The following is a 26082-nucleotide window of genomic DNA, read 5'->3' as shown; positions in this document are numbered from 1 at the left end:
AACAAGTGAGACGGCCTAACATAAAAAACGAGTATATAAATTATATACTCGTTTTTTGTGATTAATAATCGTCGCTACTGCTACGGCCGGGCCTTTCATCATCATCAAAGCCTTCGTCATCGCTAAATTCATTGCCGAATTCATCTTCCTCCTCTTCTTCTTCGCCGCCGGTGTGTTTTTCTTCCGGCAGATCATCGGTATCTGTAACTTCCGAAAAATCTTCGGCATCCTCCGGGTTAAAGGCCATTTCGTTCAAAAAGTCGAAGTCTTCGGTAACAGGCGGTAAAACGGTAGCATTAAATGCATTGCCAAATTGTTTAGGCGCTTCGCCAACTGATTTTACAACGGCAGGGTAAGTAGTACCCGGTGTTTCATCTAAAATGATCTTCATTAGTTCCACATGAAAATCAAACGGGCGGTCGAAATTGAATGTATAGTAAAATTTTTGGTGCGGATCATCAATAAAACTCAACAGCTTTACTTTATTCATTAATGATACACCACGGTCAATACGCCTTTGGTTAGGCAGGTAAGTTATTTCTTCACCTTTAGTCCACTGATCATTGCTGATATAAAATGATGAAGGAAATTCCGGATTATAACCGGTTGACTGATGAATTGCGCGGTGAAGATCTTCGAAAGTTTGATTTGATTTTACATCAATTTCTCTCGTAACGTCATCGTAGTCTTCAAAAGTAACCCTGAACCTGTATACTGCCATTGCTTATTGTAGATTTTGGACAAAAATAATAATGTTTTAATTTAATTTGGGGTAGTCACAACTTTTAAGCCAATTTCAAGGCCCTTGCTTATTGTAAAGCTTAACGCGGCCTCCCGATTGTTAGGAATTTCGCCTTCCAATATGGCTTCGCGGATCTGATTTTTGATTATTCCCACCTCGCGGCCTTCTTTTATACCGAACATGGTCATGATATCGTTACCGGTAACCGGCGGTTGCCAGTTACGGATGCTGTCGCGTTCTTCAACATCTTTTAATTTTTGTTGAACAAGCTCAAAATTGTTACGATATTTTTTAACCTTATATTCATTTTTGGTGGTGATGTCTGCTTTACACAACAACATGAGTGCTTCAATATCGTCTCCTGCCTCAAAAAGCAAACGCCTCACTGCCGAATCGGTAACTATGGATTGTGAAAGTACGATGGGCCTTAAATGCAGCTGCACCAACTTTTGAACCTGCTTCATTTTTTCATTAAGCGGCAGCTTAAGCTGGGTGAAGATCTTGGGCACCATGCGTGCGCCCCGGTCTTCATGACCATGAAAAGTCCAGCCGTGGCCGGGCTCAAAACGTTTGGTGGCGGGTTTGGCTATGTCATGCAGTATAGCAGCCCAGCGTAACCATAGGTCGTCAGTAGTTTCGCAGATGTTGTCAAGTACCTGAAGGGTATGGTAAAAGTTATCCTTATGGCCTTTACCATCTACATAGTCAACCCCGTAAAGGGCTACCATTTGCGGGAAGATCTTATGCAGCAGCCCGGTATCAAACAAATAATTAAAGCCGATTGATGGTACCGGCGACAGGATGATCTTGTTCAATTCATCGGTAATGCGCTCTTGCGATATGATACTGATCCTGTCGGCAGTGGTTTTAATGGCTTCAACAGCGATATCATCAATCCTGAAATTAAGCTGGGTAGCAAACCTGATGGCTCGCATCATGCGCAGCGGATCATCAGAAAATGTTTCGTTAGGATTAAGCGGTGTGCGGATCAGCTTGTTTTTCAGGTCGGCAATGCCGTTAAAGGGATCAAGTAACTCGCCAAAAGTATCCGGGTGGAGGGAAATGGCCAGCGCGTTGATGGTAAAATCGCGGCGTTTCTGGTCATCTTCCAAAGTGCCGTTCTCCACAATTGGCTTGCGCGAGTCGCGGCGGTACGATTCCTTGCGGGCGCCAACAAACTCTATCTCCAGATCACGGTATTTGAGCGAGGCAGTACCGAAGTTTTTATAAACCGCCAATTTAACTTTAAGTGTATTGGAAACAATTTCGGCAAAAGCTATCCCGTTGCCAATAATTACGATATCAATGTCCTTCGACGGGCGGTTCAGGAAAATATCGCGCACAAAACCACCTATAGCATAGGCCTGTACATTTTGTTCGCCCGCCAAACGGGATATAACAGAAAATACGGGATGCCTGAGGTGTTGTTGCATAGTTGGATGCTTAAAAACGCTAATAAGGGTACAAAGGTAAGATTAATTGGTAAAATGCCCCGGTAAAGTCAAAAGTCTTAAGTGGGAAGTCTTAAGTGGAAAGTCCTAAGTATCTTTCCGCTTAATAAACAAAATCTTCAGACTTCAGACTTTGGACCTCATACTTCCGGCTTTCTGCACGACAGGGGGTTAACAGGGTTAACACAATTTAAATTGTTTTGATTTAAATAATTGATAATCAATGCATTGAATATATAGAGGGGTTACGCCAAAGATTTTCCAAAAATGTTTCTGTTAAAAGATATTTTCAAAAATGCCTTTTTAACTAATCGCTAATCTCCAGCCTCTAATCAATCGTTAACGACGCAAAAACTCAAACCTGCCATCAGGGGCCAACCTCATGATGGTTGACGGTGTTTTGATCTCCTTGCTGTGCTGCTCTAAATCAACAACATAATCAACACCGTCAATAATTTCCTGGTCTATTTGCGAAAAATATTGCGGCGAGGGCTTGCCGCTAATATTAGCTGATGTTGACACCAAAGGTTTGCGTAAACGCTGGATCAGCTGTTGGCAAAAAGGCGTGTCTTTTACAACCCTGACCCCCACACTGCCATCGGCGGCAATTAATGCCGGAGAAATGTTTTTGGCGCCCGGCATTACCAGTGTTAAAGGGTTTTCTGCGTATTCAATCAGTTCAAAGGCCAGCGGGTTTACTTCACTGATATAGCTTTCCACCTTGTTTTCAGTATCCAGCAAAATGATCATGCTTTTGGCCTCATCGCGCTGTTTCAGGCGGTAGATCTTTTGAATGGCTTCGGTGTTGGTGGCGTCACAGCCGATGCCCCAAATGGTATCGGTAGGATAAAGGATGATGCCACCCTCTTGTACAATTTTAAAAGCCTTGGCTACTTCGTCTCTAAGCATGGTTCAAAATGTTTTGGTAAAGCTGCATTAATTGCCGGCTTAGTTTATCATCGGTAAAATTAGCTGCGTGAGCGCGGCCTTTGGTGATCATGGTTTGCCTTAAGCTATCATCACTAAGCACCTGGTTTAGTTTTTCGGCAAGACCGGCATCATCATCCGGGTTTACATAAAGACTGCCCGGCCCGCCTGCTTCTTCGAGGCAGGAGCCTGTTGCTGCTATAACCGGCGTGCCGCAGTTTAAAGCTTCTAACACCGGTATACCAAAGCCTTCGTACCGTGATGGGTAAACAAATACTGATGCCAGCTGATAAACAGCAGGTAACTCTGCAAAGGTAACGTCTTTTAAAAATATTACCCGGTGGTTTAAGTTATTAGCTGTTATATATGTTTTAACCAATTCTGTGTATCGGGTTTCTTTGCCAATTACTACCAGCGTTATGTCATCCACATTTTTCAACGCCTTAACGGTTAACAGCAGGTTTTTGCGTTCTTCAATAGTGCCAACACTCAAAATAAAGCGGTTGGGTAGCTTATATTTTTCTTTTACAGCCGATTTTTGCGCGGCGGTTTGTTCAATTGCAAATGAAGGGTCACATCCCTGGTAAATAACTTCTATTTTTTGGGGGCCGATGCTGAGCAGGTCGACAAGGTCATCCTTTGTTTTTTGGCTTATGGCGATAATTTGATCCGCGACGCGGCAGGCATGTTTAACCTTAGCGAGGTAAATACGGTAATTAACTGCACCAAAATGTTTCGGATAACGTATGAAGATCAGGTCATGCATGGTGACAACCGACTTAATGCCGGTATGTTCGATTCCCGAAGGCAACTCGTGACTTAAACCATGGTACACTTCAATACCATCACGTTTTAAATCTTTGATAATTCCTTTACTACGCCACCATGAAGTGAACCATTTGCTTTTTGGGGTAACTGTGCGAATGCTGGGATAATCGCCAATAAAATTAAGCCGCGGATTGGCTTTGGCCTTTGGCGTATATAAATATAAAATGTTGGATAGATTGAGCGACGCTATGCCTTTAATTAACCAGCGGCTGTAATTACCCAAGCCGGTATTATTGTAAAAAGCCCGTTTAGCATCGTATCCTATCTTCATGTTTTAGATATGAGATGTGAGATATGAGACGTGAGAAATGCTGCATTCTCAGAGGAATATAGCAGATGTGAAATAAAGGTATTGCCGGAATCTTTACCATGCAAAATCTCATATCTCACATCTGATATCTCATATCTATAATTATACCGCTACGTTGTTTTCACGCAGGGCGTCATTTAATGACGTTTTTTTGTCGGTTGATTCCTTGCGGGTGCCGATGATGAGGGCGCAAGGCACCTGGTATTCGCCGGCAGCAAACTTTTTGGTATATGAACCCGGAATTACCACCGAGCGGGCAGGTACGCGGCCTTTATATTCAACCGGGGTGCTGTGGGTAACATCGATGATTTTGGTTGATGCGGTTAATACCACGTTTGCACCTAATACAGCTTCATGTTCAACATGTACGCCCTCAACAACAATGGCACGTGAACCAATAAAGCAGTTATCTTCAATAATAACCGGGGCAGCCTGTAGCGGTTCTAAAACACCACCAATACCAACACCACCGCTTAAGTGTACATGTTTGCCAATCTGCGCACATGAGCCTACAGTAGCCCAGGTATCAACCATGGTGCCTTCATCAACATAAGCGCCAATATTTACGTACGATGGCATCATGATAACACCTTTGGCCAGGTGGGCACCGTAGCGGGCAATACCATGAGGTACCACGCGAACGCCGGTTTGCTTGTAATCCGTTTTGAGTTTCATTTTGTCATGAAAAACAAAAGGGCCGGTTTTAATTTCTTCCATCTGCCTGGTCGGGAAATACAAAACAACCGCCTTTTTAATCCACTCATTTACATGCCAGCGTGTGCCAATGGGTTCGGCCACACGGATCTCGCCTTTGTCCAAACGGTCAATAACGGTTTCAATGGCGTTGGTGTATTCATTATAGTTCAGCAGGTTCCTGTCTTCCCAGGCCTCTTCAATCAGTTTTTTAAGATCTTGCATTGGTGAAATTAAACTTTTGGCAAATTAAAGGATTTTTTACTTTTATGCTGTTTTGATGCCTTCATGGCCATAAAGGGACAAAACAGGGACAAAATTGATTACCTTATATTAATGTTTTTTGAGTTATGAATTTATTTACTTGCACACTTCCGAAGAAGATTAGCAGGGACAAAGATAATAAAAAGTGGTTTGTTCGCTACTCCATTACTTATAATGGCGAAAAAACAGAATACCCTAAAGAGTATAGTGAAAATTCACCCCGGAATTTCAATAAGTCTCCAATTCGATTGCTTTGGTAGAATCCCAACCTTTCTTTTTAAAAAGTCTTTTGCTTAAAAGTAGTCCTAAAGACAAACCTAAAACTACTCCTGATACGCTGAACGGCAAAACGAAATTGACAGGGTTTTTCAATATAGCAAATTGGTAAAAGATTGCTACACCAACAAGCAAATAAGAAATGATGGTCGATATTGAAACCCCGATTTTTTTAGGCCGGGGAACGAAATAAGCAGTAAGTACTATCAGAACAAAACACAGAATGAAAAACACAAGGAAATGATACATTGCATCAGTAACAATGTTTTTAGCCATAAAATCATTTAAAGGGTTGGCGTATGCTAATGCAGATATCAGGCCAGTAAAAATTAAAAAGGCAAATAAAACTCCTAAAATCGTTTTAAAGATATTCATCCTGTAGGTTCGGTTATCAAAGATAAAAATACTTCGGTCTAATATTTATTAATGTGAAATTGATAAAGAAGGCTTGGGATTCATTTAGAATGAAGAAGGTGTAGTTTTACATGCTTACAAAGATATTGTAGGTGTTTGGACTATCTGTATAGGCTGTACTTATTATCCGAACAGTAAACCAGTAAAAGAAGGTGATATCATCACTCAAATCCAATGTGATGACCTTTTTTTGAATGTTTGCGTATAATATTTTGACTTACAGAGCCTTGTTTTACACACATTTATACAATATCCGGACAATCGATGGGTAGCTATATAAAAAACATTAAGTAAGCCTTAATTTTATGTAAACGGAAACCAACGTTTAAACTAATTAGGTGTCAAAGCCTTCCGGACAGCGAGTGTCGGGGAGGCTTACTTTTTTTATTTCAACGGGCGCTTATAGGTATAATTCCGGGGTTGGTATAATAGGATTTTTGGGTAAATAACTTGATTTTAAAAGAGCGTTTATTTATTGTTATTTGTTAATGTTGTTGGTAAATAAGTTTATAAAACAGTAAACATTAGCACTTTACTTATCGTATAACTGCTTATTATATCAATCTGTTAGCTTAGCTGAATATTGGTATAATTGTTTTAACCTTTTAATTTATTGCTGTTAACAAATTATTCCCAATATGACCCCTTTAGTACTATTTGCAGTTATTTTGCTTTCGGTGGCACTGCTGCTTATCTTAAGCGTTTTGTTTTTTAGTTTACTCAAATACATCCAAAGGCGCTATTATCCACACTGGAAATTTCCGGATTATGTTAGTGTTGGTTATGCCGAATACCTTTATCATAAGTTCATTAAAAAAGACCTGCCCAAGTAAATTGTAAAAACGAAGTTTTGCGGTTGTTGATTTGCCAGCATATTAAAAAATGTTGTGTTAATTAGCCCTTGTGACTGTGAATCGTAATTTTTATAAAGACGTATTATTTGGTGTAGCCGTTGGCGACGCACTGGGTGTTCCTGTTGAATTTAAATCGCGGGAAGACATTGCTAAAAAGCCGGTAACTGATATGACCGGTTTCGGTACTTATGGACAGCCGCCGGGTACATGGTCGGACGATAGTTCGTTGACTTTTTGTCTCGCCGATGTTTTAGCAGATGGTTATAGTTTGCAAAAAATTGCCGATAGTTTTGTTAACTGGTTATATAACGAACAATGGACTGCGCGCGGAGAGGTGTTTGACGTAGGCATGGCAACCCGAGTTGCTATTGAACGGGTTTTACACAAAGTACGGCCCGATCTGGCCGGTGAGTTCGATGAATCATCAAATGGCAATGGTTCGTTAATGCGGATTCTGCCTCTACTATTTTACATAAAAGATAAGCCTGTAAAAGAGCGTTTTGCCATCGCAAAAGAGGTATCATCTATAACACATGGACATGTGCGTTCGGTAATAGCTTGTTTTTATTACCTGGAGTTTGCCCGTAGCTTGCTGGCAAATAATGATCCTGAATCTGTTTATCAGAAAGTAAAGACTGAAGTGTCTTCGTTTTTAGAGGGAACAACTATTAACCCTGATGAGATAGCCTTGTTTGACAGGTTATTGAAAGGCGATATTTACATGCTGCCTGTAACTGAAATACAAAGTAGCGGGTACGTACTGCATACTCTTGAAGCGGCAATTTGGTGTTTGTTAACCACAACGAACTATAGCGAAGCCGTATTAAAATCTGTAAATTTGGGCCTTGATACCGATACCACCGCAGCGGTAACAGGTGGATTGGCTGGTTTAATTTATGGTTTTGAAAGTATTCCCGAACATTGGGTAATTATGCTTGCCCGGAAAAATGATATTGATGCATTGGCCGAACGCCTGGCCGGTAAATATAAAAGAAATTGAATATTATGGCCGAAAAAGAGAAACTGAGAATAGATAAATACCTGTGGGCCATCCGCGTGTTTAAAACACGTACGCTGGCTTCTGATGCCTGTAAGGCCGGCCGCATCAAGCTGGACGGTAAAAACATCAAGCCGTCATACGAGGTGAAAATTGGCGATGTTTACCAGGTAGCAAAAGGCATTGAACGCAAGGTTGTAAAAGTAACCGGCTTGTTGGAAAACCGGGTAGACGCCAAAACGGCTGTCAATTTTTACGAGGATATAACTCCTGTTGAACAAACCCAGGCCTTTAAATCAATGTTCCATGCCCCGATACTGAAGCGTGATCGTGGCACGGGCCGTCCCACGAAGGCCGACAGGCGTGAGATTGATGACCTGAAAGATAATTTTTTTGAAGAGCAGGAGGAGAGCCAGGATTAGTCTGAACCATGATTAGCAGGATTTTAGGATTTTCATGAGAACTAAAAGTGTCAGACGCTCAGTAAAAAATTATACTTTTACTGTATTGAATCCTATTAATCCGGCGAATCCCCCCAAATCCCGGTCAATAATGATCTTTATGTTCGGTTGTTTCCCAAAGTTTAAAAGCAGTTAGCGCTTCATCACGAAGGATTTGGACAAAAGGGAGTTTGCGTTTTTCCATGGTACAGCCCAGTTCATCATAAATAAAATGATCGTCGAAACCTATCGCGGCCGCATCGGCTTTGGTATTGGCGTAATAGATTTTATCGATACGGGCCCAGTAAATGGCACCCAGGCACATGGGGCATGGTTCGCAGCTGGTATAAATTTCGCAGCCTGATAAATTATAGGTTCCCAGTTCCTGGCAGGCCAGACGGATCACCGAGACTTCGGCGTGTGCGGTAGGGTCATTAGTGGGCACAACACGGTTGGCACTGCGGGCTATGATCATGCCGTCCTTAACTATTACGGCCCCAAAAGGCCCGCCCATTCCACGCTTTACATTGTCTTCGGCCAGTTCAATGGCTATGCGCATAAATTTTTCGTGTGCCGTATTTTCCATATTGCCCTAAATTAAAAAACCTCAACCGAAGTTGAGGTTTTAATTTGAAAATGTGTCAATTTGAATATTTGAAAATGACTTGTAATTTTCAAATTACTACATCATCAAATTTTCAAATCGTATATTATTTTTTGTCTTTAGCGTAAGCTTCGTTAAGGCGTTTGGCAACGTCAACGGTAACATCTAAAGATGGATCACCATACAATACGGTTGGATTGGCTTTTGAATAGGTTAACACCAGTTTGTAGCCTTTTTCTTTAGCATAACCTTTTACAAAGTCGGCAATTTTATCATACAGCTTAGCATTTTCAGAGGCTTGTTCGTTTTGGAATTCGGCACCTGCGTTTTGAGAGTAGCCCTGTAATTCCTGTTGTTTACGCTGTAACTGTTGCTCAGTAGCCTGGCGCTGATCGGCAGGCATAGTAGCCTGATTTTTCTGGTACTCGGCAACCTGGCGCTGAAATGCCTGACCGCGGTTTTGCAGATCGGTTTGTGATGCTTTGCCTTTTTCTTCAAGGCGTTTTGACATATCCTTAAAGTAATCGTACTTGTTTAATAAAGAGTCAGAGTTTACATAAACAATAGTTTCTTTATCAGGCGTTGCTGTGGTTGCAGCAGCCGGTTTATCGGCGGTTTTATTTTGAGTACAGGCCGCAACGCTACCTGCAATTGCTAATCCTAAAGTAAGTTTGGTTAAAACTGAAGCACTGGTTTTCATTTCTGTCAATCTGAAAAATATTATAAAATTTTGACAAAGATAATCTTTCATTGCAAGTATCCTAATCGGATGTGCAGATAATCAGATGTGCAGATTTCAGATACGCGAATGTGTAGATGATGTTTGTTGCGGCGGCCCGTTATTTGAAAACGAAGATTTTTTTCACGCTAAGGCGCTAAGGCCGCAAAGGTTGGGTTGCCTCAAAGGTTTTTATGGTCTGTAAATTTGCGTTAGGGATAGTAGCGGATACCGGCCTGAGTGTAATGCCTGCAGGCGTATGAGCGGATAGCCCGGCCGCAGGCAACGCCATTAATGATTTTGAATATCGGATTTTTGATTTCGGAACTTATGAACTGGATTCTTTAAAATTATTAATGCATTGCCAGGGTTGGAAATACAACAAATTCTATAAATCCTTTAAATTCTATAAAATTCGAGTTCAGACAAGGTATTCTGTTAATCCTAAAATCCTGTAAATTCTGATTCTGACAACTCTCCACAACTGTACTTTTATCCACAAATAATCGTTAATACGGGGTATTTTTTGTAATTTTGAAGATTGTTTCATTAAATAAATATGAGCGAAGAAATTCAGGATAAATCCAATTATTCAGCAGATAACATACAGGTTTTAGAAGGTTTAGAGGCGGTGCGCAAGCGTCCGTCGATGTACATTGGCGATACAGGTGTTAAAGGTTTGCACCACCTTGTATATGAAGTAGTTGATAACTCTATCGACGAAGCCCTTGCCGGTTATTGCGATGATATAAAAGTTACTATACATGTTGGCAATTCCATAACCGTATCAGATAACGGTCGTGGTATCCCTACGGGTATCAATACAAAAGAGGGTAAATCGGCGCTTGAAATTGTAATGACCGTTTTGCACGCCGGTGGTAAATTTGATAAGGATACTTATAAAGTATCCGGCGGTTTACACGGTGTGGGTGTGAGTTGCGTTAACGCATTATCAACCCATGTGAAGACCCTTGTGCACCGTGAAGGCAAGATCTTTACCCAGGAATACGAACGCGGCAAGCCGATGTTTGATGTTAAGGAAATTGGCGTATCTGATAAAACAGGTACTATTCAAACCTTTCAACCCGATCCGGAGATTTTTACTACAACTACCGAGTATAAATATGATACGCTTGCTGCCCGTTTGCGTGAGTTGTCATTCCTGAACAAAGGCATTCGCCTAAGTTTAACCGATGAGCGTGAAACCCAGGAAGATGGTACTTTCCGTAGCGAAGAGTTTTTCTCAGAAGGTGGTTTGCGCGAGTTTGTTAAGTTTTTGGACGGAACACGTACATCGATCATCCCCGAGCCCATTTATGTAGATGGTAATAAGGGGGGCATCCCGGTTGAGCTTGCCCTCCAGTATAATGATACATACAGCGAGAATGTTTTTTCGTACGTAAATAACATTAACACCATTGAGGGTGGTACGCACGTAGCAGGCTTCCGTCGCGGTTTAACCCGTACCTTAAAGGCTTATGCCGATAAAGAGGGCTTGCTGAAAAACGTAAAAGTTGAGATCAGCGGCGATGACTTCCGCGAAGGATTAACTGCCATTATATCAGTAAAAGTTCAGGAGCCTCAGTTTGAAGGCCAAACCAAAAGTAAGTTGGGTAACAACGAGGTAATGGGCGCGGTTGACGTAGCTGTGGGTGAAATTTTGGGTAACTTTTTGGAAGAGAACCCTAAAGAAGCCCGCCTGATTGTAAATAAAGTGATCCTTGCCGCTACTGCCCGTGCCGCCGCCCGTAAAGCGCGCGAAATGGTGCAGCGCAAGAGTGTGATGACAGGCTCGGGATTGCCGGGTAAGCTGTCTGATTGTGCCAATAGCGATCCAACCCTTTGTGAGTTATTCCTTGTCGAAGGTGACTCGGCGGGTGGTACCGCCAAACAGGGCCGTAACCGCGAGTATCAAGCTATTTTACCATTACGTGGTAAGATCCTGAACGTGGAGAAAGCCATGGAGCATAAAATTTACGAAAACGAGGAGATCAAGAACATGTTTACCGGTTTGGGCGTAAGCCGCGGTACACCTGAAGATGATAAAGCCCTTAACTTAAGCAAGCTCCGTTACCATAAGATCATCATCATGACGGATGCCGACGTGGACGGTTCGCACATTACCACGCTGATCCTTACCTTCTTCTTCCGTTACATGAAGGAGCTGGTTGAGGCCGGTTATGTATATATTGCTTCGCCGCCGCTTTACCAGGTTAAAAAAGGTAAGGAGTATGAATACTGCTGGAACGACGTACAGCGCGATGCCGCTATTCAGCGCCTTAAAGGTGCCGGCAAGGAAGACAGTGTGCACGTGCAGCGCTATAAAGGTTTGGGTGAGATGAACGATATCCAGCTTTGGGATACTACCATGAACCCGGCAACCCGTACGCTTAAACGCGCTACCATTGAAAACGCCGCCGAGTGCGACCATACCTTCAGTATGCTGATGGGTGATGAAGTTGCCCCACGCCGCGAGTTCATTGAGCGCAACGCTAAATACGCTAAAATAGATTCGTAAGCGCCCCTCCATCCCTGAATGGGAGGGATGGTTAATACATTTTTAAGGCCTGCTTCTTTTTGAAGCGGGCCTTTTTTGCAGGAGCTTGTCCGCGCTTGGTTTTGGCGGGGCGTATTTAAATCCATTTTGCCGGAGTTATTGTAATCGCTAACTTTAATTATGGAACATTACGATAACCGGGTTGATGCCTACATCGAAAAATCGCCCGAATTTGCAAAGCCAATTTTAAACTATCTGAGAGCTGTGGTGCATGAAGCCTCGCCTATGATAATTGAAACCATGAAATGGAGCATGCCTTTTTTTGATTACAAAGGTGTGGTTTGCAATATGGCCGCTTTTAAACAACATTGTTCATTTGGTTTTTGGAAGGCATCGTTATTATACGACCCACAAAAGGTATTAAGCCTGGCCGATCAGGCTGCAGGTAGCTTCGGCCGCCTGACCAGTATTGATGACCTACCTCCAAGGGAAGTACTTATCGAGTTTATACAACAGGCGATAGCTTTAAATGAGGACAATAAACCGAGGCCGGCTTCCCAAAAAAAGTCGCCCGCCCAACGCGACGAGCTGGTAGTACCTGACTACTTCGTGAAATTTTTAGAAGCCCACCCGCAAGCCTGGTTAAACTTGAACCAATTCAGCTACTCGCAGAAAAAGGAGTATATTGAATGGATAACCGAAGCCAAAACCGAGGCCACCCGCCTTAAGCGTATGGAAACCGCCGCTGAGTGGCTTACTGAAGGTAAATCAAGGCACTGGAAGTACAAATAAATTCCAAATACCGAATATTAAACTTAACGCTTATGTTTTTCATCGATCTTAAGTATATCGCCCCTCTTGAAGAGATTGATGCTTATATGGAGGTCCATCTGAAGCATCTTAATAAATATTATGATGAAAAGGTGTTCGTTGTTTGGGGGCCTAAGGTGCCGCGCACGGGTGGAGCTATCCTGGCCTTTGCAGGCTCAAGGGAGCAAATAGAGAAGATCATTACCCAAGATCCATTTTACAAGCATAAACTTGCTGAATTTACCGTCACCGAGTTCTTAACTCCTGTGTATCATCCAGATTTAACGGCACTGCTGGACGGTGCGGAATAGGTTTAGTTTATTTTATCGAGCCGGGTTGGTTTTTCATTTGGAAAGCTGAACACCATGTACATTTTGTTGCCTTCTGTATGGAAAGTAATATCGGCCCGTTCATTTTCGTACATAAAGAATGATGCTTTTGCATATGGTATAATTACCATAGGTATTGCATCATTTTGGACGAAATATAGTTTGCCTTCAGCAACATAAGTCTTGAATTTGTTTTTTTCATCGCCTGCTATCTGGTAATTACCTTCATATTGTTCCAATTGCTTTGCAGGTATATTAATAGCCTTATGCTGTCTGCAATAAGCAAATTTTATTGCGTTTTGCATTACTTGCGCCAATGCTGCCCCATGCCCGGCATTTGGGGTGATCGCGGTAGCAATATCAAGCCCTTTACAATGCTGGTTTTCCATGTAGATTTTAAAATCCTGAATATTTTTGCTGGTTAAGAGCTCAAAAGAACCTACGCCTAAAAACACCCTGCAGTTAATGTCATGATTATTGGCAAAGTATTTTTTAGCCGAAGGAATCAGTTCACTGCCGCTGTTGCCCGGAGCGCCTATGAAAATCATGTTAAACAGGTTGGGGTGCTCAAACAATACCATAGTAGTGAACATACCTCCAAACGAATAGCCATATAAGGCTTTATTATCGGCTACACGATACTTGCTTTGTATAAAAGGAATTACTTCCTGCTCAATAAATGATATGAACTTTGGTCCGCCGGTTGCGGGGTTCAGGTCGCGGCTGCGCTGGTTTGGGCGGCTGCCGTAACCAATGCCTACAATGAGTGCTTCGGTGGTTTCATAATCCTGCCGGAGCATGTTGAAGCAGTTCATGGCAACAGTCATGTTCCAGTCGCCATCGGTCATGTATAATACCGGGTATTTGGTTTTAGTAGTATCATAACCCGGAGGAAAATGTACGTAGATGGTATAATCTTCGCCAATAACTATTGAGTGATAGTCCCATTGCACCATGTCTTTGTCCGTAAAAGGGGCGGGGGTATCACTTTTAACCTGCGCGGCAGCAATGTTTGCGAAAAAGATAAAAGCAAGCAGACAGAGGTTGGTCTTGATACTTTGTTTCAACATGGCGTGTGGTTATATAAATTAAGATAGTCTTAATTTACAAATGGTTACAGCGTTGCCGAAATAAAAAAGGAATACCGGGAGAGGAATTTTCATTCCCCCTTTAGGGGGCAGGGGCTAAAAATCCAGCGGCCCCAACCGCTTCATATTTTTCATAATGAGGTATTGCCTGTGCCTTAAATATTTGGTTGGGTTGGTGGCCGACCATTTTAGCGGGCTTGGGAAAATCACCGCTATGGCGGCGGCTTCCTGCCGGGTTAAATCGGAGGCCGGTTTGTGAAAATAAGCCTGTGAAGCAGCCTCAACTCCGTATATGCCATCGCCCATTTCAATCTCGTTCAGGTAAACCTCCATGATGCGCTTTTTGCTCCAAAAGGTTTCTATCAATATGGTAAAATAAGCTTCGATACCTTTACGGAGTATGGAACGGCCTTCCCAAAGGAAAACATTTTTGGCTACCTGCTGTGATATGGTACTGCCGCCAATTAGTTTTTTGCTGTGCGAGTTTTTTTCGATAGCTTTTTCGATGGCGTTAAAATCGAAACCGTGGTGCTCTAAAAAGGTCTGATCTTCGGCAGCAACGGCGGCACGTTTCATATTGTCGGAGATCTCGTCAAAATCTTTCCACTTTTTATCTATCTTCCATTCCTTACCTGCCGATTTACGCTGGAAGCCGCGTTCGATCATTAACCAGGTAAAAGGAGGGTTTATAAAACGGTAACCAATTACACCCAAAAGGCTTAAACCAAAAAACAGGATGAATATCAGTTTAAAAATTCTGAATATCAATTTAGGGATGCCATAAAGCTTTGAATCCGATGGTGAATTCCGTTTGCCCGACTTTGATTTTTGGTTGTTTTTGCCGAAGAATTTGAACACTGTTATAAAATATTTCCTGATAAAAGAAGAGGGTGCTTTGCTTTAGCAAAACACCCTCTAAAATTCTAAATTTTTTCCAGAAATCCGAAATAAATATTCTTGATTTAGGATTTCGAGTTTTCGATTTCGAATTTGTTTTTATTTAATTCTAATCATAAAAAAAAGGTGTTTTGAATTAACAAAACACCTTTTAAGTTTTTCAAAATCCGAAATCTTAAATCCGAATTCCGAAATATAATTATTCCGCTACTACTTCAAACGGAACCTGTACTTTAACTTCTTTGTGCAGGTTGATGTTGGCTACGTATTCACCAACAAATTTTGGCTCCTGGTCAAAAGTGATACGACGACGGTCAACTTCAAAACCTTCTTTTTTCAATGCATCAGCAATTTGGATAGTGTTGATAGCACCGAAGATTTTGCCTGTTTCGCCGGCTTTAGCACCAATGTTAAGTTTAACACCTTCTAAACGAGCTGCAATAGCATCAGCATCCTTGCGGATTTTTTCTTGCTTAAATTGAGCTTGTTTAAGGTTTTCGGCTAAAACTTTACGTGCGCTTTCAGTAGCTAATATGGCGTAGCCTTTTGGTAAAAGGTAGTTACGGCCATAACCTGGTTTCACATTTACGATATCGTCTTTATCTCCCAGGTTTTTTACATCTTGTTTTAAAATAACTTCCATTTCTTAAATCTCCTATTATTTTAATGAATCTGTAACGTAAGGTAATAAACCGATGTGGCGTGCGCGTTTAACAGCCTGTGCCACTTTACGCTGAAACTTTAATGAAGTACCGGTTAAACGGCGTGGTAATACTTTACCCTGGTCGTTAATGAACTTCAATAAAAAGTTTGCGTCTTTGTAATCAATATACTTGATACCGTTCTTTTTGAAACGGCAGTATTTTTTACGGTTATCCTCCACTTTTGGAGCGGTAACGTATTTAATTTGTTCGTTAGCCATTAGTTTGCTGCCTCCTCTGCTTTAGCTGCTGGTTTTTTGTTAAAAGCACCGCTGCGTTTTTTGTCATTGTAAGCAATGGCATGTTTATCCAAAGCAATGGTCAGGAAACGCAAAACACGCTCATCGCGCCTTAACTCTATCTCCAATTTGTTAATTAATTCACCCGGAGCCTTAAATTCAGTTAAGTGATAGTACCCTGTAGTTTTCTTTTGGATTGGGTACGCTAATTTTCTCAAACCCCAATTATCCTCCTGGACAATTTCGGCTCCGCCATCAGTAAGAATTTTGCTGTATTTGGCATTTGCCTCTTTAGCAGTCTCTTCTGAAAGCAACGGGGTTAGAACGATCACGATTTCGTACTGTTGCATTATACTTGATTTTTAATTATTTACCCGCTATAACGGGGCTGCAAATGTAGGGGTAATTATTGAAACAATCAAATGTTTTTAAATGAAATGCTACGTGTGTAACAGCAAATTAGCCCGGCAGTGCTATATTAGCAGCCAAATTAATATTATGAAAAAGAACCTGCTCCTTTTTATCGCATTTTTTATAACAACAACCGGTGCAATAAAAGCACAAACAATAGGGCCCGCGCAGCAACGCCTGCTTGATTCGCTTTGTAAGGAACTGTCCAAAATTGACGTGGCAAAGATATCTACCAAACAAGCTGCCAATGATGCTTTTGAAAAGTGCTTTGAAAACCATGCCGACTTGCTGACGGATGTAGCCAAAGAGCAAAATGTTGAGGTAACCGATGAACCGGCAATGAGTAAAGTAGGCGTGGAGATCGGTAAAAACCTGATGAAGCAAAAATGTGGATCTTTTATGCAACTGGCCATGAAAATGGGAAAGGGTGACGATGCTGAGGGTACCGGCGCGCAGGTTACTACCGGCGTATTTAAACGGATTGATACAAAAGGATTCAATTATATTGTTATAACAGATAAGGCGGCGGCCGAAAAATCATTTATCTGGCTCAGGCAGTTTTCCGGGTCTGAGAAATTTATGGATGCTCCACCGGCTAAACTTGCCGGTAAAAAACTGCAGATAACCTGGAAGGACCTGGAAGTGTATCTGCCGCAGGCCAAGGGGTATTATACGGTAAAGGAAATAGTATCGATAGATATTCTGTAAACAGGGGAGAGATTGTGTTGATAAAAACAATATTTTTTCTAAAACTTATGGCATAGCTTATGGTTTTACTTAAAAACTCATAAGCTATGCAACCCGCAACTATTCAAGCCGAAAAAGGAACAAGCAATCCGCTTACTTTCGATGAGATCTTAATGTATGGCGGAGGGGATGATCCCCTTGAAGGCGACTGGGACGACCAGGAAGATGAAGATTTTGATGATATCCTTGAGGATAAAGAAGATCTGCATGAAATACAGGTTGATGGCAGTATCGGTGAGCCCGACCCCGAAGATGATGATCATTTGCCTGATGATGATATTTAATATATTATGTGTTAAGTCTTGTTTGTTTGACCGCGACATATTAAGTTCCTTTTTGCTTATTCCTGTTTATTTCCTGTTGCTGCCTTAAAAAGGCAATCAGAGCAGCTTGTTCCCTGAGCTGAGTTAAATCAAAATTGCGTAGTAATCATAACGCAGGCTCTTTTGTGTCTATTTTTTTTCTCCAAGATTTAATTTTTTTCGACCTGAGTTTCATTGACTTAAACGGATAGTTAAATTTAATTTGAAGTTAAAATGCGAATAATGTAATTTATTTGCTACATTACGATTGTTTTTGTATTAGCAATAGTATTATTGATGTGATTTTAATAAAAAAATAATATTATTTTTAATAAATTATCATTTTTTGTTATTTGAAATTAATCGTTAGCCGAAACTGTCTGTTATGAAAAAATTAGTCGTCTTATTGCCGATATTATTATCTTTTTTTTTAGCAAAAGCACAAAATCAGGATGTGCATATTAGCCTGGAGGCCCAGGGCATTGTCACTACCAATAATTCAGTGCCATTTTGGTTAAGGGCAAATCAGTTTGGCAGTATTCCGTTATCGGGTGGGTCCGGTAGCTTAATCGGAAAAATTCGGAAAGATTATGATACAACAAAAACTTACGACTGGGCCGCATCCTTTGAAGGTAGAGGAAATGCCGGAAATAATAGCAAGTTTATTTTAATTGAGGGATTTGTAAAGGCCCACGCCGGTATTTTTGAATTGAAAGCTGGCCGTTCAAAGGATATTGTGGGGATTGTAGATTCGACCCTTTCATCCGGGTCATTTCCGATTTCAGGTAATGCCTTAGGCATACCCAAGATTAGTTTAAGCATACCCAACTATTATAGTATTCCATTTTTCGGGAAATTATTTGCAGTTAAGGGGACGTTAGCAAGTGGTTATTTAGGAGATGTTAAAGTTAGAACTGGTGAAAGGCCAACAGATTTCAAAGGTTATTATCTGGAAAATACATTGTATGTTAAAATAGGCAAGCCATCATGGAGATTTAAGTTTCAGGCGGGCTATAATCATGAAGCCTTATGGGGAAATGAAAAACGTGTGTTTAGCCGTTTTCAATTGTCGGGATCCGAAACGTATTGGTATGTGCTTACCGGTAAATTATATCAGGGAAGTAAAGTTGGCAATCATTTAGGGTCGTTAGACATGGGCGCTGAATATAGATTTGATGGGGTCACGGTATCAATATATCGCCAAAACTTTTATGATATAGGTGCCTTAAGGTCATTAGCTAATGTCACAGATGGCTTAAACGGAATTACTTTCGTTAATAACAAGCCAAACTCGGATCATTTTTACTGGAAGAAGTTTTTATTTGAATTTTTATACACAGCGAACCAGGCTGGTAAGGCGGATTCCAAGAAAACAAAATCAGGTGCTGAAAATTATTACAATAATTATGAGTACGAAGAAGGATGGTCATATAACGAAGTTGGATTGGGTACCCCCTTTATAACTACAGTAAATGATGTAAGAGACAGCCAAATAGGTAATAACAAACAATTTTTTGTAAATAACAGGGTTTTAGCGTTGCATACCGGTGTGCAGTTTTATGCCTTTAACTGGCTTTATACAGGCAAGTTTTCCTATTCAGAAAATATGGGAACTTATGATAATGGCACTGAACTGTATAGATCGGTTGGAGGCAAAATACGAAGCCCTGCCAATTATGGGGCATTTAAAAAGGTGCATCAATACTCAACTTATTTTGAGGGAATCAGGGCGTTAAAAAATGGTTATTCTGTTGGATATGATCTGGCATATGATCATGGGGGCCTGCTTTACAATTCGTTTGGCATTATTTTAAAGGTGTCAAAAGCGTTTATGTAATAATGCCGGGTTTAACATGGCGAAGAGGCCGGTGTGTAAAAAAATTAGCAAAGCCGCTCTTTCACCAAATCTAATTTCTCACTACCTTAGCACTTGTGGATAATTTCATTGTTTCGGCCCGTAAGTATCGCCCGGCTACTTTTGAAACCGTTGTTGGTCAGCAACATATAACCAATACGCTCAAAAACGCTATAAAAAATAACCAGCTGGCACAGGCATTTTTGTTCTGTGGGCCGCGTGGCGTGGGCAAAACTACCTGCGCACGGATCCTGGCAAAAACCATTAACTGTACCAATTTACAGCCCAATGGCGAAGCCTGCGGCGAATGCGCTTCATGCAAGGCTTTTGAAAACGGAAATTCTTTTAATGTTCATGAGCTTGACGCTGCTTCAAACAACTCTGTTGATGATATCCGCAGTTTGATTGAGCAGGTACGGATCCCGCCCCAGGCGGCACGTTACAAGGTTTATATTATTGATGAGGTGCACATGCTGTCGCAGGCCGCTTTTAACGCGTTCCTGAAAACACTTGAGGAACCACCTCATTATGCCATATTTATATTAGCTACTACCGAAAAGCATAAGATCCTGCCAACCATTCTTTCGCGCTGCCAGATCTTTGATTTTAACCGCATCAGGGTTGAGGATATGGCCAACCATCTGGCATCAATTGCCGGCAAGGAAAGCATAGGTTATGAGCCCGACGGTCTGCATATCATAGCCCAGAAAGCCGATGGCGGTTTGCGCGACGCGCTTTCGATGTTTGATCAGATTGTAAGCTTCTCTGGTGGCAAAGTTACTTATCGTTCGGTTATCGATAACCTGAACATACTTGATTACGATTATTATTTTAATATAACTGAGAGCCTGCTTAAGGAAGATACCGCTAAAGTATTATTGTTTTTTGACGAGATCCTTTCGCGCGGGTTCGATGGCGCGCATTTTATAGCCGGGCTTTCTGAACATTTCAGAAATCTGTTGGTGGGGAAGGATCAATCGACACTAAAGTTGCTTGAGGTGAGTGAAGGCATTAAAACAAAATACCTGCAGCAATCGCAGCAGGCATCGGTGTCATTTTTGCTCTCGGCCATGAATATTGCCAATCAGTGCGATATTAGTTATAAGCTCAGCAAAAATCAACGGCTCCAGGTTGAACTGGCATTACTCAAGATGTGCCACCTGCCATCGGTGTTTAACCTGGCAACCACACCACTCACTGTAACTTCCGCGACCGACGGGGGACTAAAAAAAAAACCTGATACCTCAACAGTAGCGCCTGTTAACGGAGCGCAGGCAAGCCCTGCTGTATCTATGGTGAGCGAAGCCGCACCGGTATACAGTGCCCCACCAAAAGAGGTTGTAACGCCATCTGTACAGGTAAAAGAAACAATAACATCGCCTGCTGAAAAGCCTAAGATAGTAATGCCTTCGCGAAGTACGCTCACCCCTTCATTAACCGGTGAAGTTAAAACGCAGGAAGAATTACTTGAAGAAGAGGACCCATATTTAAAAGGAGAGGATAAAGAGGATTTTACTATGGACGCCTTTTTGCAATGCTGGAGCGATTTTGCTGCATTCGCAAAAAAAGAGGGTAAAAAAACTTTGCTAACCGTTCTTACAGCGGGCGCGCCGCGCATGCTAAAGCCCTATGTTTTTGAAGTAATAGTAGGCAATATGGTGCAGGAAAACATTTTCAGGGATGAAAAGCCGGTTATGTTGAATTATCTGCGCAGTACACTTAAAAATTTTACTATCGAGGTAAATGCCCGGGTTGACGAACAAAAGGTAGTACGTAAGCCTTATACCGCGCCCGAAAAGTTTCAGCATATGGCAGCCCGCAACCCGCAGTTGCTGGAATTGAAAAGCCGGTTTAATCTTGATTTTGATTAACCGGGTTTTGAATGCTGAGCTGCGGGCTTAATTAAAAACCCACAACTCAGCAGTTAATAAATTATCTCAGGGGTTCCCTGTCATTTTTGGGGTATCCCTCTTCATCAAGGTCGTCGCGGTCATCTTCGGGAGTATGAGAAAGGGCGGCATCAACCGGATCAATCTCAACACTTTCTCCGTTGTCAATGTGCATTCCCAATTCATCTACATCGGTTTCAAGCGAACGGTCTTCGTCAAATTCGCCCTCTACATCGTAAGGGTTTGCCTCGTCATAGGTGGAGTTAAAATCCTCGCCGTTTTTTGCGGCAGTGTGATACGGGTCGGGATGGTCATAATCCGGGTCATCGCTTTTAACATCGTATTCGTAGCTATTATCGTCCGGGTTATAGCTCAGGTCTTCCTTATCAATGGTTTCGCCCAGTTCATCTTTCAGGCTTTCGTCGCGATCAGGCAGATCATCATTGAAACCTGCATCGTCTATTTGATCGTAGTTCATAGGTTTGTGCTTTTATTATATAAATATACGCAGTAAAAATCCTGCCAAAAAGCAAATCAACCAAAAAAGATTTAGCCTAAGCTTAATAATGGATCTGTTTGCGGTAAGATGTAACACCACCAATGGCAAATTTAAAACCTAAAGTAACCTGCGAATACGCGTCATTATGCGCGCCGGCTACGTAGGCGTCCAGATTATCGCCCATAATAAAATTGTACTGGTAGCCCAGGTCAATTTTAACTGCAGGCTGGTTGTAACTGTTAAACAGCTTAAACTCATAACCCAGCCTTAGTGGTATAAATATTTCATTTGTTTTGCGTTCGTAGGGTAATTCCAGGCCCTGCTCTAATAAAAGCGCATCTTGTGTTCTGTCTACAACATTATTATTAATGTATCCTAAGCCCGATGACAGGTAAAGGTTTTTAAAAGCATTTGCTACAGCACTTTTCGAGTAGTCAATTAATTCGCCTGCCTGTACCTGCACCCTGAAAGAGTAAGCACTGAAATGGTTTTCAAATTGCCTTTGAGTACTTGTAGCCGGCGAACCGCCTTTTAAACGGCCTACCTCCACATTAAATACATAATTTACAAACGGGCTTTGATTGTAAGTAAAGTTAAGATTTATAGAAGGTGTTGTTTTTAGGGTTTGCACATCGGTGGAACTGGCCTGGTTGATACCTGCGGCAAAGCCAACGTCATATTGTGCATAATCAAAGCCTATTTGGGCTTTAGCTAAAAAAGATACAGAACACAGCAGGATTATAATGGAGATTTTTAGTATGGATTTTATCATAAATAAACGGCAGCACCTGTATAAAAGGAGCTTGTTTTATGGTAAGCGTTTTATTTTATAAAAATAGCACCAAAGTTTATAAAAACAACAATGCCGGTACTAATAATTGTCATTATAACGAAATCTATAATTTTTCATTGCGTTATTTGATAAAATTGATAAAGTCAATTTTATATATTTGGGCCGTTTGTATAACAAAAACCACATCAGGCATGTCAAAAATAAAAGTAGAGAATCCGGTAGTTGAACTGGATGGCGATGAAATGACCCGAATAATCTGGAAATTCATCAAAGACAAATTGATTACCCCGTACCTTGATCTTGATATTAAATATTACGATCTGGGTATCGAGTACCGCGACCAAACCGACGACCAGGTAACTATTGACGCAGCTAACGCTATTAAACAATACGGCGTTGGTATTAAATGTGCTACTATTACGCCCGACGAAGCGAGGGTGAAAGAGTTTGGGTTAAAACAAATGTGGAAATCGCCGAACGGTACTATCCGTAACATATTGGACGGCACTGTTTTTCGTGAGCCTATTGTTATGTCCAATGTACCCCGCCTGGTACCTAACTGGACAGCACCTATCTGTATTGGCCGTCACGCGTTTGGCGATCAGTACCGTGCTACCGATTTCTTAACCAAAGGCAAAGGTAAATTAACCGTTAAGTTTACTCCTGAAGATGGCGGCCCCGAGCAATCATACGAGGTATTTAACTTTAAAGGCGATGGTGTTGCATTGACGATGTACAATACCGATGAATCTATCAAAGGATTTGCGCATGCCTGCTTTAACCAGGCTTTAATGAAAGGCTGGCCTTTATACCTTTCAACCAAAAATACCATCCTTAAAAAATATGATGGCCGCTTCAAAGATATTTTTGAAGAGATCTATCAAAATGATTACAAACAAAAGTTTGAAGCAGCCGGTATCACGTATGAGCACCGCTTAATTGACGACATGGTTGCATCGGCCCTTAAATGGAACGGTAACTTTGTTTGGGCTTGTAAAAACTACGATGGCGACGTACAGTCAGATACTGTAGCACAAGGCTTTGGTTCATTAGGTTTAATGACCTCAACCCTCGTTACCCCTGATGGTACTGTAATGGAAGCTGAAGCTGCCCACGGTACTGTAACCCGTCACTATCGTGATCACCAGGCCGGTAAGCCAACTTCAACCAATCCAATTGCCTCTATTTTTGCATGGACAAGAGGTTTGGAATTCCGTGGCATCTTAGATAAGAACACTGAATTGATCAATTTCTGCAAGGCTTTGGAAGAAGTTTGTATTGAAACCGTTGAAAGCGGCAAAATGACCAAGGATTTGGCCATCACCATTAAACCAAAAGTGGAGCATGGTACCGATTACCTGTACACCGAAGAGTTTTTGGCTGCAATTGACGAGAACCTGAAAAAACGCTTAGGTAAATAATTGCCAGGCGATTTAAATAAGAAAAAGCTCATACATTATAGTATGGGCTTTTTTGTTACACATTAAGCTGAGTAAACCAATTTAGCGTTTTCAATTTTCTATTTAACTCCTAACTTAGCGGGCAAAAATACATAACACTATGTCGGCATTATATCCATTAAAATTTAAAACCATATATAAAGACAAGATATGGGGCGGTCAAAAGATCAAAACCTATTTGCATAAAGATTTTGGCAGCCTGCCAAACTGCGGCGAAACCTGGGAAATATCGGGAGTGAAATCTGATGTTTCGGTTGTTGCTTCAGGCGCCCTTGAAGGTGAATCATTAGCCGATTTACTGGAGCAATACAAAGACGAGCTGGTTGGCAAAAAAGTTTATGACCATTTCGGTAACATCTTCCCTTTATTGGTAAAGTTTATTGATGCCAATGACGATCTTTCGGTACAGGTACACCCTGACGATAAGCTGGCTAAAGTACGTCATAACTCATTTGGTAAAACCGAAATGTGGTATATCATTGAAGCTGATCCGGGTTCGACATTGATCACCGGTTTTAACCAGGAAATGACCGAGCAGAAATATGTAGATGCTTTAAACAGCGGCCACATCATGGATATCCTTAACAAAGAGAAGGCAGTAGCTGACGATGTTTTCTTTTTACCCGCAGGCAGGGTGCATACTATTGGCAAAGGTTTGCTGATTGCCGAAATTCAGCAAACATCTGATATCACTTACCGTATTTACGATTTTGACCGCGTTGATGATAAAGGCAATAAACGTGAGCTACATACTGAAGAAGCCCTTGCTGCTATTGATTACAAGCATTATCCCGAATATAAAACCCAATACGAACCTAAAAAGAACGAGACTGTAAAACTGGTTACCTGCCCTTATTTTACTACCAATGTGCTCGATTTTGACGAAAGTACATCGAAAGACTATTCGGCACTTGATTCATTTGTGATCCATGTTTGTGTTGAAGGTGGATATACCGTTAAATATAACAATGAAGCGTACGCCGTTAAAATGGGCGAATGTATCCTGTTGCCAAAAAGCATCGATAAAATTGAGCTGGAAACAACAGGTGGCTTTAAAATACTGGAAAGCTATATCGAATAATAGCATACGGTTGTTTCCTGCGTTTATGAAAAAACAAATATATTTTTTAAGCCTGGCCACAGTAGCATTACTTGCGGGTAATGCCTGCAAAAAAGAAAAGGGTGAACCTGTAAATGCTTATGCAGGTAAGTATTCGCTGATATCAGAAACGAATATAAACATCACCACCGGTCACTCAGATACCTATACAAACGTTGCATCTCCATGCATAAGTGATAACCAAACTACCCTGAAAGGTGATGGCACATGGACAGCCGCTTACGTAGGCGCTGAAGATTGTTATGTTTCACGGACTGATAATAGTTATACTATTATTGGGCAAAAGGGGGCATCTGCGTCAGGTTCCTGGGTGCAAAGCGGTAACCGGATAAAGTTTACTTTGTCTAATAAATCTGTTTCATACGGCGTGGTGAGCAATGTAGGCGGAAAAGTTCAGCTAACATTTAAAGATACCTCCCAATACTTTATTTCTACTTCGGTGTTAATGAAGCAATAATAAATACGGAGCCTTTTAGGTTCCGTATTTATTTACTTGCTCGTTCACTTGCAGTTAAACGTTGTCAAAAACCTCTTTTAACTGATTTATTCTTACAGGTTTGAACAGATAGTCAGAAACTTCAGAAATATTTTTAGCCCGGTGGATATCGTTAAGATCAACGGATGAGCTCACCATATAAACAGCGATCTTTTTCCCCGTTCGGGGTTTTATTTTCGCAAATTCATGCATAAACTCCCATCCATCCATAACCGGCATATTAATATCCAGTAATATTACATCGGGTAGGTTATGGTCTTCGTTTGCTTTTTTCAATGCGCAAATGGCTTCTTCTCCATTTACAAAATGGCTTAATTGGGTATTCAGTTCCTTTATGCTTATTAATTTTTTAAGGCCGTAAACGTAAATACTATCATCATCCACAATCCAGGTGTTAGCCGGACTTCGCTCTGCAATCATCTCTTGGTAAT

The 26082-nt window shown here is 41.4% G+C and carries 29 protein-coding genes and 1 pseudogene; 14 read left to right on the top strand and 16 right to left on the bottom strand.

What is annotated here, in order from left to right:
* Positions 1 to 61: 61 nt before the first annotated feature.
* The 6 genes from BLP33_RS12460 to BLP33_RS12435 form a co-directional block, all read right to left on the bottom strand.
* The gene (locus BLP33_RS12460) at positions 62 to 721 is read right to left on the bottom strand and encodes an IS1096 element passenger TnpR family protein (protein WP_090528559.1); all 660 of its coding nucleotides are present in this window, start codon (positions 719 to 721) and stop codon (positions 62 to 64) included.
* Positions 722 to 762: 41 nt separating this feature from the next.
* The gene (locus tag BLP33_RS12455) at positions 763 to 2175 is read right to left on the bottom strand and encodes a CCA tRNA nucleotidyltransferase (RefSeq protein ID WP_090528556.1); all 1413 of its coding nucleotides are present in this window, start codon (positions 2173 to 2175) and stop codon (positions 763 to 765) included.
* A 357-nt stretch (positions 2176 to 2532) separates the two neighbouring features.
* Positions 2533 to 3102, bottom strand: a complete 570-nt coding sequence (locus BLP33_RS12450) for an L-threonylcarbamoyladenylate synthase (protein ID WP_090528553.1) — start codon at positions 3100 to 3102, stop codon at positions 2533 to 2535.
* Entirely contained in the window at positions 3095 to 4219 is a 1125-nt protein-coding gene (locus BLP33_RS12445) for a glycosyltransferase family 4 protein (RefSeq protein ID WP_090528550.1), read from the bottom strand. Before BLP33_RS12445 ends, BLP33_RS12450 begins: the two co-directional genes overlap by 8 nt.
* 141 nt (positions 4220 to 4360) lie before the next feature.
* Complete coding sequence (locus BLP33_RS12440; RefSeq protein ID WP_090528546.1) at positions 4361 to 5176, bottom strand: 2,3,4,5-tetrahydropyridine-2,6-dicarboxylate N-succinyltransferase; 816 nt, start codon at positions 5174 to 5176, stop codon at positions 4361 to 4363.
* A 267-nt stretch (positions 5177 to 5443) separates the two neighbouring features.
* On the bottom strand, positions 5444 to 5866 hold the full coding sequence (locus BLP33_RS12435) for a hypothetical protein (protein ID WP_090528543.1): 423 nt from the start codon (positions 5864 to 5866) through the stop codon (positions 5444 to 5446).
* A 103-nt stretch (positions 5867 to 5969) separates the two neighbouring features.
* Here BLP33_RS12435 and BLP33_RS27855 point away from each other — a divergent pair.
* From BLP33_RS27855 to BLP33_RS12420, 4 genes and pseudogenes are all read left to right on the top strand, one after another.
* Positions 5970 to 6113, top strand: a pseudogene (locus tag BLP33_RS27855) (glycoside hydrolase family protein); the annotation flags it as partial.
* 430 nt (positions 6114 to 6543) lie between these two features.
* Entirely contained in the window at positions 6544 to 6738 is a 195-nt protein-coding gene (locus BLP33_RS12430; protein WP_090528540.1) for a hypothetical protein, read from the top strand.
* A 76-nt stretch (positions 6739 to 6814) separates the two neighbouring features.
* Positions 6815 to 7759 (top strand): ADP-ribosylglycohydrolase family protein, encoded by a 945-nt coding sequence (locus tag BLP33_RS12425; protein WP_090529650.1) that lies wholly within the window; start codon positions 6815 to 6817, stop codon positions 7757 to 7759.
* 5 nt (positions 7760 to 7764) lie between these two features.
* The gene (locus BLP33_RS12420) at positions 7765 to 8178 is read left to right on the top strand and encodes an RNA-binding S4 domain-containing protein (RefSeq protein ID WP_090528538.1); all 414 of its coding nucleotides are present in this window, start codon (positions 7765 to 7767) and stop codon (positions 8176 to 8178) included.
* 124 nt (positions 8179 to 8302) lie between these two features.
* Here the strand turns inward: BLP33_RS12420 and BLP33_RS12415 are convergent, their stop codons facing one another.
* Complete coding sequence (locus BLP33_RS12415) at positions 8303 to 8782, bottom strand: nucleoside deaminase (RefSeq protein WP_090528535.1); 480 nt, start codon at positions 8780 to 8782, stop codon at positions 8303 to 8305.
* A 124-nt stretch (positions 8783 to 8906) separates the two neighbouring features.
* Complete coding sequence (locus BLP33_RS12410) at positions 8907 to 9500, bottom strand: OmpH/Skp family outer membrane protein (RefSeq protein WP_090528531.1); 594 nt, start codon at positions 9498 to 9500, stop codon at positions 8907 to 8909.
* A 577-nt stretch (positions 9501 to 10077) separates the two neighbouring features.
* On the opposite strand from BLP33_RS12410, the gene gyrB reads away from it, so the two are divergent.
* The 3 genes from gyrB (at position 10078) to BLP33_RS12395 (ending at position 13136) form a co-directional block, all read left to right on the top strand.
* Positions 10078 to 12036 carry a DNA topoisomerase (ATP-hydrolyzing) subunit B gene (gene gyrB / locus BLP33_RS12405; RefSeq protein WP_090528528.1) on the top strand — a complete coding sequence of 653 codons (1959 nt, stop codon included), beginning with the start codon at positions 10078 to 10080 and terminating at the stop codon, positions 12034 to 12036.
* 159 nt (positions 12037 to 12195) lie between these two features.
* Positions 12196 to 12807: a YdeI/OmpD-associated family protein gene (locus BLP33_RS12400; protein WP_090528525.1), complete on the top strand. Its 612-nt coding sequence runs from the start codon at positions 12196 to 12198 to the stop codon at positions 12805 to 12807.
* A gap of 32 nt (positions 12808 to 12839) precedes the next feature.
* Positions 12840 to 13136, top strand: coding sequence for a YciI family protein (locus BLP33_RS12395; protein WP_090528522.1), 297 nt, complete (start codon positions 12840 to 12842; stop codon positions 13134 to 13136).
* Between the two features lie 2 nt (positions 13137 to 13138).
* Here the strand turns inward: BLP33_RS12395 and BLP33_RS12390 are convergent, their stop codons facing one another.
* The 5 genes from BLP33_RS12390 to rpsF all read right to left on the bottom strand — a co-directional run bounded on the left by BLP33_RS12390 (position 13139) and on the right by rpsF (position 16429).
* Entirely contained in the window at positions 13139 to 14224 is a 1086-nt protein-coding gene (locus BLP33_RS12390) for an alpha/beta hydrolase (protein WP_090528518.1), read from the bottom strand.
* 114 nt (positions 14225 to 14338) lie between these two features.
* Positions 14339 to 15010 carry a monofunctional biosynthetic peptidoglycan transglycosylase gene (gene mtgA / locus BLP33_RS12385; RefSeq protein WP_218117281.1) on the bottom strand — a complete coding sequence of 224 codons (672 nt, stop codon included), beginning with the start codon at positions 15008 to 15010 and terminating at the stop codon, positions 14339 to 14341.
* A 328-nt stretch (positions 15011 to 15338) separates the two neighbouring features.
* A complete protein-coding gene (gene rplI, locus BLP33_RS12380) occupies positions 15339 to 15782 on the bottom strand; it encodes a 50S ribosomal protein L9 (RefSeq protein ID WP_090528515.1) in 444 nt (147 codons plus the stop codon).
* A gap of 15 nt (positions 15783 to 15797) precedes the next feature.
* Positions 15798 to 16061, bottom strand: coding sequence for a 30S ribosomal protein S18 (gene rpsR, locus BLP33_RS12375; RefSeq protein ID WP_022833472.1), 264 nt, complete (start codon positions 16059 to 16061; stop codon positions 15798 to 15800).
* Positions 16061 to 16429, bottom strand: coding sequence for a 30S ribosomal protein S6 (gene rpsF, locus BLP33_RS12370; protein ID WP_090528512.1), 369 nt, complete (start codon positions 16427 to 16429; stop codon positions 16061 to 16063). Before rpsF ends, rpsR begins: the two co-directional genes overlap by 1 nt.
* 148 nt (positions 16430 to 16577) lie before the next feature.
* Between rpsF and BLP33_RS12365 the strand changes: the two genes are divergently transcribed.
* From BLP33_RS12365 to BLP33_RS12350, 4 genes are all read left to right on the top strand, one after another.
* Positions 16578 to 17198 (top strand): hypothetical protein, encoded by a 621-nt coding sequence (locus tag BLP33_RS12365; RefSeq protein WP_090528509.1) that lies wholly within the window; start codon positions 16578 to 16580, stop codon positions 17196 to 17198.
* An 86-nt stretch (positions 17199 to 17284) separates the two neighbouring features.
* Positions 17285 to 17521: a hypothetical protein gene (locus BLP33_RS12360; protein ID WP_090528506.1), complete on the top strand. Its 237-nt coding sequence runs from the start codon at positions 17285 to 17287 to the stop codon at positions 17519 to 17521.
* A gap of 403 nt (positions 17522 to 17924) precedes the next feature.
* Positions 17925 to 19376, top strand: coding sequence for a capsule assembly Wzi family protein (locus BLP33_RS12355; RefSeq protein ID WP_090528502.1), 1452 nt, complete (start codon positions 17925 to 17927; stop codon positions 19374 to 19376).
* Between the two features lie 95 nt (positions 19377 to 19471).
* Entirely contained in the window at positions 19472 to 21265 is a 1794-nt protein-coding gene (locus BLP33_RS12350; protein WP_090528498.1) for a DNA polymerase III subunit gamma/tau, read from the top strand.
* A gap of 61 nt (positions 21266 to 21326) precedes the next feature.
* On the opposite strand, the gene BLP33_RS12345 is transcribed toward BLP33_RS12350, so the two are convergent.
* Positions 21327 to 21761 (bottom strand): hypothetical protein, encoded by a 435-nt coding sequence (locus tag BLP33_RS12345; protein WP_090528494.1) that lies wholly within the window; start codon positions 21759 to 21761, stop codon positions 21327 to 21329.
* An 82-nt stretch (positions 21762 to 21843) separates the two neighbouring features.
* Positions 21844 to 22554: a hypothetical protein gene (locus BLP33_RS12340; RefSeq protein WP_090528491.1), complete on the bottom strand. Its 711-nt coding sequence runs from the start codon at positions 22552 to 22554 to the stop codon at positions 21844 to 21846.
* 212 nt (positions 22555 to 22766) lie between these two features.
* Between BLP33_RS12340 and BLP33_RS12335 the strand changes: the two genes are divergently transcribed.
* The 3 genes from BLP33_RS12335 (at position 22767) to BLP33_RS12325 (ending at position 25612) form a co-directional block, all read left to right on the top strand.
* On the top strand, positions 22767 to 23996 hold the full coding sequence (locus BLP33_RS12335) for an NADP-dependent isocitrate dehydrogenase (protein WP_090529643.1): 1230 nt from the start codon (positions 22767 to 22769) through the stop codon (positions 23994 to 23996).
* A gap of 139 nt (positions 23997 to 24135) precedes the next feature.
* A complete protein-coding gene (locus BLP33_RS12330) occupies positions 24136 to 25116 on the top strand; it encodes a type I phosphomannose isomerase catalytic subunit (protein ID WP_090528489.1) in 981 nt (326 codons plus the stop codon).
* A gap of 25 nt (positions 25117 to 25141) precedes the next feature.
* Positions 25142 to 25612, top strand: coding sequence for a hypothetical protein (locus BLP33_RS12325; RefSeq protein WP_090528484.1), 471 nt, complete (start codon positions 25142 to 25144; stop codon positions 25610 to 25612).
* 54 nt (positions 25613 to 25666) lie between these two features.
* On the opposite strand, the gene BLP33_RS12320 is transcribed toward BLP33_RS12325, so the two are convergent.
* Positions 25667 to 26071, bottom strand: a complete 405-nt coding sequence (locus BLP33_RS12320; protein WP_090528481.1) for a response regulator — start codon at positions 26069 to 26071, stop codon at positions 25667 to 25669.
* Positions 26072 to 26082: the final 11 nt, after the last annotated feature.

It is taken from the genome of Mucilaginibacter sp. NFR10, assembly GCF_900100445.1.
GTDB classification, from domain to species: Bacteria; Bacteroidota; Bacteroidia; order Sphingobacteriales; family Sphingobacteriaceae; genus Mucilaginibacter; species Mucilaginibacter rubeus.
Note: the sequence above shows the minus strand (reverse complement) of the source record. Positions and strands in the feature narration are given on the sequence as shown.